The organism is Bradyrhizobium sp. B117 (genome assembly GCF_038969555.1).
GTDB lineage: Bacteria > Pseudomonadota > Alphaproteobacteria > Rhizobiales > Xanthobacteraceae > Bradyrhizobium.
In genome coordinates this window covers 520,577-533,943 of the sequence record NZ_CP152414.1, presented here as the reverse complement: position 1 = coordinate 533,943, position 13,367 = coordinate 520,577, and the positions used below count along the sequence as shown (strand labels likewise).

At 65.6% G+C, this 13,367-nt stretch carries 10 protein-coding genes; 4 read left to right on the top strand and 6 right to left on the bottom strand.

Annotation, left to right across the window (positions count from 1 at the left end; all coding sequences use genetic code 11):
- Positions 1 to 12 precede the first annotated feature (12 nt).
- Together polA and AAFG16_RS02515 are read left to right on the top strand one after the other, a co-directional pair.
- On the top strand, positions 13 to 3,108 hold the full coding sequence (polA, locus tag AAFG16_RS02520) for a DNA polymerase I (protein ID WP_342737038.1): 3,096 nt from the start codon (positions 13 to 15) through the stop codon (positions 3,106 to 3,108).
- Positions 3,109 to 3,412: 304 nt separating this feature from the next.
- The gene (locus tag AAFG16_RS02515) at positions 3,413 to 4,048 is read left to right on the top strand and encodes a LysE family translocator (RefSeq protein ID WP_342737036.1); all 636 of its coding nucleotides are present in this window, start codon (positions 3,413 to 3,415) and stop codon (positions 4,046 to 4,048) included.
- 121 nt (positions 4,049 to 4,169) lie between these two features.
- Here AAFG16_RS02515 and AAFG16_RS02510 read toward each other — a convergent pair whose 3' ends face one another.
- The gene (locus AAFG16_RS02510) at positions 4,170 to 4,796 is read right to left on the bottom strand and encodes a glutathione S-transferase family protein (protein WP_283083427.1); all 627 of its coding nucleotides are present in this window, start codon (positions 4,794 to 4,796) and stop codon (positions 4,170 to 4,172) included.
- 182 nt (positions 4,797 to 4,978) lie between these two features.
- On the opposite strand from AAFG16_RS02510, the gene pyrE reads away from it, so the two are divergent.
- Positions 4,979 to 5,542, top strand: a complete 564-nt coding sequence (gene pyrE / locus AAFG16_RS02505) for an orotate phosphoribosyltransferase (RefSeq protein WP_018647906.1) — start codon at positions 4,979 to 4,981, stop codon at positions 5,540 to 5,542.
- 250 nt (positions 5,543 to 5,792) lie between these two features.
- Positions 5,793 to 6,572: a DUF2865 domain-containing protein gene (locus AAFG16_RS02500; protein ID WP_342737034.1), complete on the top strand. Its 780-nt coding sequence runs from the start codon at positions 5,793 to 5,795 to the stop codon at positions 6,570 to 6,572.
- A 118-nt stretch (positions 6,573 to 6,690) separates the two neighbouring features.
- Here the strand turns inward: AAFG16_RS02500 and AAFG16_RS02495 are convergent, their stop codons facing one another.
- The 5 genes from AAFG16_RS02495 to AAFG16_RS02475 all read right to left on the bottom strand — a co-directional run bounded on the left by AAFG16_RS02495 (position 6,691) and on the right by AAFG16_RS02475 (position 13,316).
- Positions 6,691 to 7,122 carry a hypothetical protein gene (locus tag AAFG16_RS02495; protein WP_342737032.1) on the bottom strand — a complete coding sequence of 144 codons (432 nt, stop codon included), beginning with the start codon at positions 7,120 to 7,122 and terminating at the stop codon, positions 6,691 to 6,693.
- Between the two features lie 341 nt (positions 7,123 to 7,463).
- Complete coding sequence (pdeM, locus tag AAFG16_RS02490) at positions 7,464 to 8,162, bottom strand: ligase-associated DNA damage response endonuclease PdeM (protein ID WP_342737030.1); 699 nt, start codon at positions 8,160 to 8,162, stop codon at positions 7,464 to 7,466.
- Positions 8,163 to 8,314: 152 nt separating this feature from the next.
- Complete coding sequence (locus AAFG16_RS02485; RefSeq protein WP_283083423.1) at positions 8,315 to 10,891, bottom strand: ligase-associated DNA damage response DEXH box helicase; 2,577 nt, start codon at positions 10,889 to 10,891, stop codon at positions 8,315 to 8,317.
- Positions 10,892 to 11,043: 152 nt separating this feature from the next.
- Entirely contained in the window at positions 11,044 to 12,273 is a 1,230-nt protein-coding gene (locus tag AAFG16_RS02480) for an ABC transporter substrate-binding protein (RefSeq protein WP_342737028.1), read from the bottom strand.
- Between the two features lie 116 nt (positions 12,274 to 12,389).
- Positions 12,390 to 13,316 (bottom strand): methyltransferase domain-containing protein, encoded by a 927-nt coding sequence (locus AAFG16_RS02475; protein ID WP_342737026.1) that lies wholly within the window; start codon positions 13,314 to 13,316, stop codon positions 12,390 to 12,392.
- Between the last annotated feature and the right edge of the window lie 51 nt (positions 13,317 to 13,367).

The window sequence follows — 13,367 nt, the reverse complement described above, 5'->3', positions numbered from 1 at the left end:
TACATTGCGGCCATGCCCAAAACATCCCCGAAGACCACCGCCAAAGCTGACACCAACGCTGCGCCCAAGGCTAAGGAGGCCAAGGCTACGGAAGCCAAGGCCGCCGCCGACACCAAAGCCGCTGCGCCAGCTGCTGCCAAACCGATTGCGGCGAAGGGGGTTGGCAAGGGCGACCACGTGTTCCTGGTCGACGGTTCCGGCTACATCTTTCGCGCCTATCACGCGTTGCCGCCACTGAACCGCAAATCGGACGGCTTGCAGGTCAATGCCGTGCTCGGCTTCTGCAACATGCTGTGGAAGCTCTTGCGCGACATGCCCGAGGACAACCGGCCGACGCATCTGGCGATCGTGTTCGACAAGTCGGAAGTGACATTCCGCAACAAGATCTATGCTGATTACAAGGCGCACCGGCCGCCGGCGCCTGACGACCTGATCCCGCAATTCGCGCTGATCCGCGAAGCCGTGCGCGCCTTCGACCTGCCCTGCCTGGAGCAGGCCGGCTTCGAGGCCGACGATCTCATCGCGACCTATGTGCGGCAGGCCTGTGAGCGCGGCGCCAGCGCGACCATCGTCTCCTCCGACAAGGACCTGATGCAGCTCGTCACCGACTGCGTCACCATGTACGACACCATGAAGGACCGCCGCATCGGCATCCCCGAGGTGATCGAGAAGTTCGGCGTGCCGCCGGAGAAGGTGGTGGAGGTGCAGGCGCTGGCCGGCGATTCCACCGACAACGTGCCTGGCGTTCCCGGCATCGGCATCAAGACCGCCGCGCAGCTGATCATCGAATATGGCGACCTCGACCAGCTGCTGTTCCGCGCCGGCGAGATCAAGCAGCCGAAGCGGCGCGAGGCGCTGCTGGAGAACGCCGAGAAGGCGCGGATCTCGCGCAAGCTGGTGCTGCTCGACGACAAGGTCGATCTGCACGTGCCGCTCGACGATCTCGCCGTCCACGAGCCCGATGCGCGCAAGCTGATCGCCTTCCTGAAGGCGATGGAATTTTCCACGCTGACGCGCCGCGTCGCCGACTATTCCCAGATCGATCCCGCCAATGTCGACGCCGATGCCAGCAACAGCAGCGGCGCCAGGGCCGGCGAGAGCGCGAAGGCGAAATCGCCCGAGAGTTCCGGCGACCTGTTCGGCGGCCCTGCAAAGACGGCAACGGGCGGCGACAAGGGCGACAAGACGGCGAGCCTCAAGGGCGCGCCGATCTCGCTCGCAGCGGCGCGCGAGGAGGCCTTGCGCAAGCTTCCGGTCGATCGCAGCAAGTACCAGACGGTCAAGAGCCTCAAGGAGCTCAACGCCTTCATTGCGCGCATCCACGACGCCGGCCAGGTCGCGATCGAGATCAAGGCCAACTCCATCGACCCGATGCAGGCCGATCTCTGCGGCGTCGCGCTGGCGCTGGCCCCGAACGAGGCCTGCTACGTGCCGCTGGCGCACAAGCAGTCCGGCGGCGGTGCCGGCCTGTTCGACGCGGGGCTGGCGCCTGATCAGGTCAAGCATGATGACGCCATCGAAGCGCTGCGGCCGGTGCTGGAATCACCGGGAATCCTCAAGATCGGCTTCGATGCCAAGTTCAGCGCCGTGATGCTGGCGCAGCACGGCATCACCTTGCGCAGCATCGACGATGCGCAGCTGATCTCCTATGTGCTCGACGCCGGCCGCGGCTCGCATGGGTTGGAGTCCCTGTCCGAGCGCTGGTTCGGCCACGCCATGCTGAAGGAGAGCGAACTGCTCGGCAGCGGCAAGGGCAAGATCACCTTCGACCAGGTGCCGATCGACAAGGCGGCGCCTCTGTCGGCGGAAGGCGCCGACATGGCGCTACGCGCGTGGCGCGTGCTGAAGCCGCGCCTCGTCGCCGAGCGCATGACCGCCGTCTACGAGACGCTGGAGCGGCCGCTGGTCTCGGTGCTCGCACGCATGGAGCGGCGCGGCATCTCGATCGACCGCCAGGTGCTGTCGCGGCTGTCGGGCGAATTCGCCCAGACCGCCGCGCGCGTCGAGGCCGAGATCCAGGAGATCGCGGGCGAACCCGTGAATGTCGGCAGCCCCAAGCAGATCGGCGACATCCTGTTCGGCAAGATGGGATTGCCGGGCGGCAGCAAGACCAAGACCGGCGCGTGGTCGACCACCGCGCAGGTGCTCGACGATCTTGCCGAGCAGGGCTACGACTTCCCGAAGAAGATCTTGGAGTGGCGTCAGGTCTCGAAGCTGAAATCGACCTACACCGACGCGCTGCCGACCTACGTCCACCCGCAGACCCATCGCGTGCACACGACCTACGCGCTGGCGGCGACCACCACGGGCCGGCTGTCGTCGAACGAGCCGAACCTGCAGAACATTCCGGTACGCACCGAGGACGGGCGAAAGATCCGCCGCGCCTTCATCGCGACGCCGGGCCACAAGCTCGTCTCCGCCGACTATTCGCAGATCGAGCTGCGGCTGCTCGCCGAGATCGCGGACATTCCCGTGCTGAAGCAGGCGTTCCGTGATGGGCTCGACATTCACGCCATGACCGCGTCGGAGATGTTCGGCGTGCCGATCGAGGGCATGCCGAGCGAGATCCGCCGCCGCGCCAAGGCGATCAATTTCGGCATCATCTACGGCATCTCGGCGTTCGGCCTCGCCAACCAGCTCGGCATCGCCCGCGAGGAGGCGTCGGCCTACATCAAGAAATATTTCGAGCGCTTCCCCGGCATCCGCGCCTATATGGACGAGACCAAGGAGTTCTGCCGGCAGCACGGCTACGTCACCACGCTGTTCGGCCGCAAGTGCCATTACCCCGACATCAAGGCCTCCAACGCCTCGGTGCGCGCCTTCAACGAGCGCGCCGCGATCAACGCCCGGCTTCAGGGCACCGCGGCCGACATCATCCGCCGCGCCATGACGCGGGTGGAGGATGCGCTGGCGCAGAAGAAGCTGTCGGCACAGATGCTCTTGCAGGTGCATGACGAGCTGATCTTCGAGGTGCCGGACGCCGAGGTCGAGGCGACGCTGCCGGTCGTGCAGCATGTGATGCAGGACGCGCCGTTCCCGGCCGTGCTGCTGTCGGTGCCGCTGCATGTCGATGCGCGCGCGGCGAACAATTGGGACGAAGCGCATTGAAGTCTCTTTACCTCTCCCCGCCTGCGGGGAGAGGTCGGAATTCACGCTGAAAGCGTGGATTCCGGGTGAGGGGGTACAGGTCTATCGACAGACAACGCTCGCGGACAGAGCCCCTCACCCCGACCCTCTCAGCGCGAGCGAAGCTCGTCGCGGCCCTGTAAGAACGGGGCGAGGGAGCGCACCGGCGCAAGAACGTCGCGTCGCGTCCGGGACACGAGAGCTCAATTGTCCTCCGAGCAATTGCGCGATGGCCGCACGGGCCTTCGCATATTAGAACCGAGTCATCTCCTGCACCGGTTCACCCATGCCCCACACTTCCGCCCTGCTCGGCTTCGCCCTCGTCTGCCTGGGCCTCGTGCTCACGCCGGGGCCGAACATGATTTACCTGATCTCGCGCTCGATCACGCAGGGGCCCGCGGCGGGCATCGTCTCGCTCGGCGGCGTGGCGCTCGGCTTCGTGTTCTACATGCTGTGCGCGGCGTTCGGCATCACGGCGCTCCTGCTTGCCATTCCCTTTGCCTATGACGCGCTGCGCTTTGCCGGTGCCGGTTATCTGCTCTGGCTCGCCTGGCAGGCGGTGAAGCCGGGCGGACGCTCGCCGTTCCAGGTGAAGACGCTTGCCATCGACAGCCCGCGCAAATTGTTCGCGATGGGCTTCGTCACCAACCTGCTCAATCCGAAGATCGCGATGCTGTATCTCGCGCTGCTGCCGCAGTTCATCGATCCCAGCGCCGGCAGCGTGCTGACGCAGTCGGTGGTGCTGGGTGCGATCCAGATCGCGATCAGCGTCAGCGTCAATGCGATGATCGCGCTCGCGGCGGGGTCGATCGCGCAGTTCCTGGCTTGCCGACCGAGCTGGATGCTCGTGCAGCGCTGGCTGATGGGCACCGTGCTGGCCGGGCTCGCGGTGCGGATGGCGGTGGAAGCGAAGAAGGTGTGAGGCGCAACGCCGTCATGCCCCGCGAAGGCGGGGCATCCAGTACGCCGCGGCTTCTCGGCTCAACCACCGCCTCCTCTGGAATACTGGATCGCCCGCCTTCGCGGGCGATGACACCGTCCAATCAATCCAGCTTCGCCTCCATCCCCCGCTTCACGCCCGGCCGCGCCATCAGCGCCTCGTACCAGCGCTTGACGTTGGGGAAGTCGGCCAGCTCAACCTTGTGGCGAGGGTGGCGCCAGGCCCAGCCCAGGATGGCGAAATCGGCAACGGAGAGGTCGCCGGCGACGAAGTCGCGGCCATCGAGCCGGCGGTCGAGGACGCCATAGAGCCGGCGGGTCTCGGCCATGTAACGCTTCAGGCCGTAGGCGCGGTCCTGCTCGTTCTCGAGCGCGATGAAATGATGTACCTGGCCAGGCATCGGGCCGAAGCCGCCCATCTGCCACATCAGCCATTCATAGACGGGGATGCGCGCCGAAAGCGATTTCGGCAGGAATTTGCCGGTCTTTTCGCCGAGATAGAGCAGAATGGCACCGGACTCGAAGATGCCGACCGGCTTACCGTCGGGACCCTCGGGGTCGAGGATCGCCGGGATCTTGTTGTTGGGCGAGAGCTTCAGGAACCCGGGCGCCATCTGCTCGCCCTTGGTGATGTTCACCGGGACCACCTTGTAGGGCAGCCCCATTTCCTCCAGCGCGACCGAGATCTTGCGGCCGTTCGGCGTATTCCAGGTGTGCAGGTCGATCGTCATGCCCTATGTCCTTGCTCGTTCCTTCCCCGAGATATCCGGCATCCAACTACCTCAGCGCCTGCACCCCCACAACCGGCGGACCGGGATGGCCGATCCCTGTTGACGGGGGATGCCCCCTCTGGAATGTCGTGGCCGTCGCGGATAAATTCCGCCTCCTCCAAAAACGCTGTTCGAGGACCGCCGTGTCGAAATCCGCCTCCCGCGCCCGCCTGTTCGAAATCATCCGCCGGCGCTCTTTCGGCCGCGGCGAGGTGACGCTCGCGTCGGGCCGCAAGAGCGATTTCTACTTCAACCTGAAGCCGACCATGCTCGACCCCGAGGGCGCGACCCTGCTCGCCGAGCTGACCTATGAGGCGTTGAAGGACGACCAGCTCGATTTCATCGGCGGGCTCGAGATGGGCGCGGTGCCGCTCGCCGGCGCGCTGGCGCAGATCTCCTGGATCAAGGGCCATCCGATCGCCGCGTTCTTCGTGCGCAAGAAGCCGAAGGAGCACGGCGCCAAGCTCGCGATCGAGGGCCTGCCCAAGGGCGAGACGCTCGCCGGCAAGCGCGTCGTCATCGTCGAGGACGTCACCACGACAGGCGGCTCGGCGATGAAGGCGGTGGAATCCGTGCGCGAGACCGGCGCCGAAGTCGTGCTGGTGCTGACCATGGTCGACCGCGAGGAAGGCGCCACCGACACGTTCGGCGCGGCCGGCCTGCCATTCCGCTCGCTGTACAAGGCGTCGGAATTCTTGAAGGCCTAAAGCTCCGGAACATATTCTTGGCCGCCATGCCCGGGCGTGTCCCGGAAGCAACGATCGGTCGGAAGCTGTGCTCAGCCTTGAAGAGGCCACCACCTCGTCTTGAAACCGCCTCCGCTCAACTGCTCATTTACCATCGCGCACTATGGTGAATCATGCGCTGCGACCTCAAGGGTCTCGGCCTGTTCAGTAGCGTCGGGTGGAGTGAGCATTGCGTACACACTTGTCCCATACGCGGCGGCAGCGTCGCGCCATGCTTGTAGCCAGCCTCCTTGCGGCTCCAATGCTCGCGGCTCCGGCCCCGGTTTCGGCTGAAGGCCTGTTCGACTTCTTCTTCGGCGGCCTGCAGCAGCAACGGCCGCAGCGTGAGGTGCCGCAGCAGGCGAACTCCTACTCCGACCCCTTCACCGGCCAGCAGAACGCCGCAAACCCGCAATATGTGCCGCCGACACGCTCGGCCGCAGCCGGCGGCTCCGGCCCGGCGTTCTGCGTGCGCAGCTGCGACGGCAAATATTTTCCGCTGATGCGCGGCCTCGCCTCGCCTGCGCAGATGTGTCAGGCATTCTGTCCCGCCAGCACGACCAAGGTCTATTTCGGCTCCTCGATCGATGGGGCCTATTCGCAAACGGGCGAGCGCTACGCCGACAGCGAGAACGCATTCGCCTATCGCAAGGCGCTGCGATCGGACTGCACCTGCAACGGCCGCGAGCCGGTCGGCCTCGCGCCGGTCGATCTCGCGCTGGACTCCTCGCTGAAGGCCGGCGACGTGATCGCCACCAGCGACGGTCTCGTCGCCTATACTGGCATCCGCGTCGGCAACGACCAGGCTGCGGACTTCACGCCGGTCGCCTCCTATCCCGGTCTCACCGCGCAGGTTCGCGCCCGCCTCGGCGAGATGAAGGTGGCGCCGGTGCGGGCCGAAACGGTGTCGGCGGATGCGCCGGCTCCGGCCGAGATCGTGCGCGAGGCGCTGCCTGACGTGACTGTGCCGAAGACGCAGGCGAAGCCGGCAAAGCGGGCGGGATTGGATTAGGTCCCACCTGCATCCAAGTCGTCATTGCGAGCGCAGCGAAGCAATCCAGAAATGCCCCCGCGGAGGCATTCTGGATTGCTTCGTCGCTTCGCTCCTCGCAATGACGAAGGTTGGGGCACTACCTCCCGATAATCACCCCGATCACATTCGGCGCGGCGAGGTATTTCTCCTCGATCGCCGCGCGCGCGGCGGCGCGGTTCTCGGCCGTCAGCAATCCGCGCTTCTCGGCCAGAATCATCCAGCAGAACCCCCACCAGTCCGTCAGCATGCCGGCCTCGTCCACGAGGTCGTAGCCCTGCTCGGCCGCGAAGATGCGCGCATGCGCTTCGTCCAGCGTATCGAGGAACAGATGATCCTCAGGCGAGAACAGCTCGTCGCTGATGTCGTCGATGGTGTAGCCCCAGATCGACTGGCACACCGCGTTGAACTCGCGATCGAACTGATCGTCATCGACGGCAAAGCGCCGCGCCGTCTGATGCAGCCGCGACAGCGAGCGCGCGAAATCGGCGATGCGGGTGAGGGCAAACTGATCGAAGGCAATGTTGGACATGTAGTCCTCGCAGGGTCTGACAGACGCTAGATATTGTGTCGGCAATGCGCCGAATCACAATGATATATCAAAGACTTGCTAAAGCGTTCTTAATTTGTTCCAGCGCAGCGGCAATGCTGTGCAGGGTCGCCCGAAATGCTGGCGCTCGAATCCCCGACTGCGGATGCGGGAATCGAAAGGGGCCGCCTTGCGACGACCCCTTGCCGGTTGCAATTCTTGTTCGGGATGCAAAATTCCAGCCCCGGCGGAAACCAAGTTAGAGGTCGCAATCGACTTCGGCGACTCCGGATAAATACCGAACGTAGCGCTGTCCCAATTTTCGGTTGGCGAAGCCAGGGAACTCAATAACAGCGCGAGGCCGCGATCGCATGGACGCGGCGGTCGCCGAGCAGATGCGCGACGAAGCCGTTCTTCGGAAAAATTTTTGCGAACGCCGCATCGCGGATGCTGAGGCCGCCGGCGTAGGCACCGAACGCCGGCATCACGGCGCGCATCCCGTCGCTGGCGAAGCAGCGGCGCTCCATCGAGCGGCCGCGGGCGGAGACGCGCGCCTTGGGATGCAGATGACCGGCGATCTCGCCATGCGCGCCAGTCGGCTCGTGGCGGAAGGTGATCGGGCCGATCGCGACTTCGTCGGCGATGGTGCCGCCGAGATCGCGCGGCAGCATCGGATCGTGATTGCCTGAGATCCAGATCCAGTCGCGGCCGGTCTGGAGCGCGGCGACGGCATCGCGGTCATCCGCCGACAGGCGCTCATGCGCGGTGCGATCGTGAAAACTGTCGCCGAGCGCGATGACCGTGCGTGGGTTGTGGCGGGAGATGACAGCAGCGAGACGGCTCAGCGTGGCCAGCGTGTCGTAAGGCGGCAACAGCACGCCGCGTATCGCGAAGCTGGAGCCTTTTTCCAGATGCAGATCGGAAACGACCAGCAGGCGCTGCTCTTCCCAGAACAGCGCGCCGGAGAGATCGGCGTGGAGCGAGATGCCGGCAATGTCCACGTGGCGCGTGTTTGTCACCGAAAATGCGACTTGCTCCGTCATGGCCGGGCGTAGCCGTTCGAAGAACGGCGTCGCTTCCGCTCGCCTATGCCCGGCCATCCACGTTCTTGCCGCTGCAAGGAAGACGTGGATGCCCGCGTCAAGCCCGGGCATGACGATGTGGATGGGGTTGCGCGCCTCACTGGGAAGATTCTCTACGACATCGCCTCTTTGACGAGCTCGTCGGCGGCCTCCGCCAACAGCTCGTCTGCAGCTTCGCCATAGACTGACTCGCGGCCGATTTCCAGCATCACGGGGACGGCGAGCGGGGAAACGTGGTCTAGTTCCCGGTGGGTGATGCGGCCCTGGATTCGGGCGAGCATGTCGCCGAGACGACGCAGGTCGAGCAGGCCGGTGGCGGCATCGGCGCGGGCGGCGCGCAGCAGGACATGGTCGGCCTGATGTTTCCGCAAGACGTCGTAGACGAGATCGGTCGAGAACAGCACCTGACGGCGGCTCTTCTCTTCGCCGGTGTGGCGGCGCGCGATCAGGCCGGAGATGATGGCGCAGTTGCGGAACGTGCGCTTCATCAGCGCGGATTCGGCGAGCCAGGCCTCGAGGTCATCGCCGAGCATGTCGGGGGCGAACAACGCGTTGAGGTCGATCCGGCCGTCACGGATCATGAAGGAGAGATCGCCGAGCCCCCAGATCGCCACCGCATATTCGTTGGCGACGAAGCCGAGCGGCCGGGCACGGGCGCGCTCCAGCCGGCGCGTCAACAGCATGCCGAGCGTCTGATGCGCGAGGCGGCCTTCGAAGGGATAGCAGACGATGTAGTGCTTGTTGGCACGCGGAAAGCTCTCGACCAGAAGCTCGCGCACGGCGGGCACGCGCGAGACGTCCTTCTGCAGCGACAGCCAGTCGCGCACCTGCTCCGGCAAGCCGCCCCACGCGCGGCCATCGTCGAGCAGGCGGCGGACGCGCTCGGCGAGATAGGTCGAGAGCGGAAACTTGCCGCCCATATAGGACGGCACCTTAGGGTCCTTGTCGTGCGCGCGCGAGACGTAGACCTGGTCCTCGACCAGGGTCTCGTAGCGCACCACCTCGCCGCTGAACACGAAAGTGTCGCCGGGGCTCAAGCCCTCGATGAAGGCCTCCTCGATCTCGCCGAGCAAGCGGCCGCCGCGCGCGATCACGCCGGTCGATCCGCCTGCTTTTCCATGGCCGCCGCCACGCGAGCGCACCAGCCGCACCTTCAGCATGTCGTCCTCGACGATCGTGCCGACATTCATCCGGTAGCTCTGCCGCACCTTGGGATTTGCGACGCGCCAGCGGCCCTCCTTGTCCTGCTTGATGCGGGCGAAGCGCTCGTAGGTCTTCAGCGCGTAGCCGCCGGAGGCAACGAAATCGACGACGTCGTCGAAATCCTGCCGCAGCAGATTTGCGTAGGGCGCGGCGGTGCGGACCTCGGCATAGAGCTCGTCGCTGAAAAACGGCTCGCCGCAGGCACAGCCGAGCACATGCTGAGCCAGCACGTCGAGTGCGCCGGTGCGAAGCGGCGGCGTGTCCTGGGCATTCTCGGCGATGGCGTCGATGGCGACGCGGCACTCCAGCACCTCGAAACGATTCGCGGGGACCAGCACGGCGCGCGAGGCCTCGTCGAGACGGTGATTGGCGCGGCCGATGCGCTGCATCAGGCGCGACGATCCCTTGGGCGCGCCGATATTGACGACGAGATCGACGTCGCCCCAGTCGACGCCGAGGTCGAGCGAGGAGGTGCAGACCACGCCGCGCAGGCGCCCCGCCGACATCGCGTCCTCGACCTTGCGGCGCTGCGCGACGTCGAGCGAGCCGTGATGCAGCGCGATCGCAAGGCCGTCGTCGTTCATGCTCCAGAGATTCTGGAACAGCATCTCGGCCTGGCTGCGGGTGTTGACGAAGACCAGCGTGGTCTTGTTCGCCTTGATCAGCTCGTAGATCTCTGGAAGTGCATGGCGCGCGCTGTGGCCGGCCCAGGGCAGGCGCTCGCGCGTATCCAGCATCTCGACCTCCGGCGGCGCCGCACCGCCGGCGACGACGATGTCGGCGGCGACCTCCTTGCCTTCGGGCTGCGGCAGCAGGAAGCGCGCGAGCTGGTCCGGCTCGGCCACCGTCGCCGACAGGCCGATCGCGCGCATTTGCGGCGCGAGGCGCCAGAGGCGCGCAAGGCCGAGCGAGAGCAGATCGCCGCGCTTGGAGGTCACCAGCGCGTGCAGCTCGTCGAGCACGATGCGCTTGAGCGAGGAGAACAGGAACGGCGCATCGTCAGAGGAGAGCAAGAGCGCAAGTTGCTCGGGCGTCGTCAGCAAAACATCCGGCGGATAGCGCCGCTGGCGCTGGCGCCGCGATACCGGCGTGTCGCCGGTGCGGGTCTCGACCTTGATCGGCAGCCCCATCTCGGCGATGGGACGCTCGAGATTGCGGGCGATGTCGACGGCGAGCGCTTTCAGCGGCGAGATGTAGAGCGTGTGGAGGCCGCTACTGCGCTGCACAGCGCGGCCGGTGGAAACGAGAGCTTTCGATGAAGCCGCGGGCGCGGCACTCAGCTCCACCAGCGTCGGCAGAAATCCCGCCAGCGTCTTGCCGGCGCCGGTCGGCGCGATCAAGAGCGCGGACCGGTCCTCGCGTGCCTTCTCCAGCAGCGCGAGCTGATGCTCACGCGGCGCCCAGCCGCGCGCCGCGAACCATCTCTGGAAGCGGTCGGGCAGCAGCGTGGCCGGCTCGGCCGGGATTTTGAGGATGCGGGGCGGCACGGCATCACAGGTAAGCCGTGAGGGTGGGTTCGTCGAGGGGGTGGGGGGGCCCGTAGGGTGGGCAAAGCGAAGCGTGCCCACGCCGTCGTCATCGGAGAAAATGGTGGGCACGGCGCTATGCGCCTTTGCCCACCCTACGGCATCTACCCTCCCTACTCCGACATCGGCTTGTCGGAGATGTCCCAGTCCTTGCCGCTGAAGGTGGAGATGAACAGGGTTTTCATCGGCGTGTAGTCCTCGGGCGTGTAGCTATAGGTCACGCCGTCGAGGAAATAGGGCGAGTGGAAGCCCGCGAGCGTCGAGGCCTGCTTCAAGACGTTGGCGCGGGTGAGGTCGTCGCCGCAGCGGCGCAGGATCTCGCCCATGGTCACGGCCTGGCCATAGCCGGCGAAGGCGATGGTGTTATCAGGATCGATCGTCGGCATGTACTTCTTGCGCAGCTCCTCGAAGGCCATCACGTCGGGGTCTTTCTCCCATTTGGGCAGGCCGACCTCCTTGTTGTAGCGGATGGCGACGATGCCGGTGGCGTTCTCGAGGCCCGCGGCGTTGAGGATCGAGCGACCGGTCGAGCCCGCCGACAACAGCTGCAGCGGCTTCCAGCCGAGCTCGGCCACTTTACGGATCGACTGCGACGACGCCTTGCCGGTGGAGATGTTGTAGAAGACGTCAGCGCCCGACTTCGAGAGATTGATGAGCTGCGAGTCCACGGTCGGCTCAGTGAGATCGTAGGTCTGCTCCATGATCACCTGCGCGGTGCCACCGGCATCTGCCAGCACCTTCTTGAAGGGCCCCAGGAAGTCCCGGCCGAAATCGTCGTTCTGGTAGAGGATGCCGATCTTGGCGTTCGGCTTCACCGCAACGACGTGCCGTGCCAGGATGCGCGCCTCGGTCGGATAGAGCGGCAGGCCCGCCATCGTCCATTTGAACTCCTTCGGGTTGTTCCACTTCGAGGCGCCGGTGTTGAGCAGCAGCTGCGGCACGCCCTTGGAGTTCAGGTATTTGTGCACGGCGGTCTGCGGCGCGGTGCCGAGCGAGCCGTAAAGCGCCAGCACCTCTTCCTGCTCGACCAGCCGCCGCGTCGCCTCGACGCATTTCGGCGCGCTGTAGGCGTCGTCCATGGTGAGGAACTTGATCTTGCGCCCGTTGATGCCGCCCTTCTCGTTCAGCATCTGGAAATAGGCTTCGCCAGTGCGACCAAGCACGCCATAGAGCGAGCCGGGACCGGAATGCGGCACGGTCTGCCCGATCTTGATCTCGGTGTCGCTGGCACCCGCATCGTATTTCTTCTCCGCGGCCCAGACATACGGCGCGGGCAAGGTGGATGCGGTGATGGTGGCGAGCGCGCCGGCGCTGAAATCGCGCCGCGATGGATTCTTGGTCATTGTTGTTTTCTCCCTGGTGCGCTCATTGTGCTGGGAAGGCAGCATCGCTCGCAAGTGGGAAGTCGTCGCGTTGCGACGCAATGACGCTCAAATCACGCGAGTTGCAGCGCCTAGACTCAAGTTTTCTCGGCGACGACAACGAGGCCGCGCACCGGCTCATTGTTCTCGTTGCGCGGCGATGCCGGCTCCAGCGTCAGCAGCTTGAGTCCGGTTTTCGCAATCGCGCCGCGCACATATTCCGCCGAATGGGCATAACGCAGACCTTCGCCGAGCACGATGCCGCTGCCGTCATGCGTCTCCAGCGTGAAGGCAAGCACGCCGCCGGATACGAGAACGCGCTTGGCTTCGCTCAGCACAGCCGCGAGATCGGAGAGATAGACGAACGCGTCCGCGGCGACGATGAGGTTCGCGCTTGCACCGGCCTTGCCACGCAGGCCTTCGATCATGTCGGCGACTTCGAGCTCGGCATAGAGCCCGGTGGCGCGCGCTTCCTTGATCATGCCGGGCGACAGATCGATGCCGGTGAAATAATCGACCTGCTTGGCGAAGGCCGCGGCCGCGAGCCCGGTGCCGCAACCGAGATCGATGGTGCGCTTGAAGAAGGCCGGCTTCCTCGCGGCGACGCGGGCGGCCAACACTGCCTTGAAGATCAGCGCGGGCGCGCGGTAGCCGAGATCGTTGATCAGCGCGTGCTCGAAGCGCGGCGCATACTGGTCGAACAACGCCTGCACATAGGCTTTCGGCATCGCCGCCATTTCGGTGTCGCCAAGCCGCATCAGATGCAGGCCGGCGCCGTGCTGATCCTCGGGGTCGGAATCGCGCGCTTTCCGAAACGCCGCGATCGCCTTGTCGCGCTCGCCGAGCTGGAGACGGATCTCGCCGAGCGTGAACCAGGCCGAGGTGAAATTGGGTGCAAGCTCGATCGCCTGCTCCAGGAGGTCGGCGGCGGCGGGAAGGTCGCCCTTGAGCTGGAGGTCGCGCGCGAACTCGAAACGGCGGTCGGCCATGAGATCGCCGGAGGTCAGGAACAGGCGCAGGGGCATTGGAGGAACCGATTGTCATTGCCGGGCTTGACCCGGCAATCCATCAAAAAA

Excerpts from the sequence above, each read along its gene's own strand:
- AAFG16_RS02480 (WP_342737028.1), bottom strand. The coding sequence starts at position 12,273 with ATGACCAAGAATCCATCGCGGCGCGATTTCAGCGCCGGCGCGCTCGCC.
- AAFG16_RS02495 (WP_342737032.1), bottom strand. The coding sequence starts at position 7,122 with ATGTCCAACATTGCCTTCGATCAGTTTGCCCTCACCCGCATCGCCGAT.
- AAFG16_RS02500 (WP_342737034.1), top strand. The coding sequence starts at position 5,793 with ATGCTTGTAGCCAGCCTCCTTGCGGCTCCAATGCTCGCGGCTCCGGCC.
- AAFG16_RS02515 (WP_342737036.1), top strand. The coding sequence starts at position 3,413 with ATGCCCCACACTTCCGCCCTGCTCGGCTTCGCCCTCGTCTGCCTGGGC.
- polA (WP_342737038.1), top strand. The coding sequence starts at position 13 with ATGCCCAAAACATCCCCGAAGACCACCGCCAAAGCTGACACCAACGCT.
- AAFG16_RS02475 (WP_342737026.1), bottom strand. The coding sequence starts at position 13,316 with ATGCCCCTGCGCCTGTTCCTGACCTCCGGCGATCTCATGGCCGACCGC.
- AAFG16_RS02510 (WP_283083427.1), bottom strand. The coding sequence starts at position 4,796 with ATGACGATCGACCTGCACACCTGGAATACGCCGAACGGCCGCAAGATC.
- pdeM (WP_342737030.1), bottom strand. The coding sequence starts at position 8,162 with ATGACGGAGCAAGTCGCATTTTCGGTGACAAACACGCGCCACGTGGAC.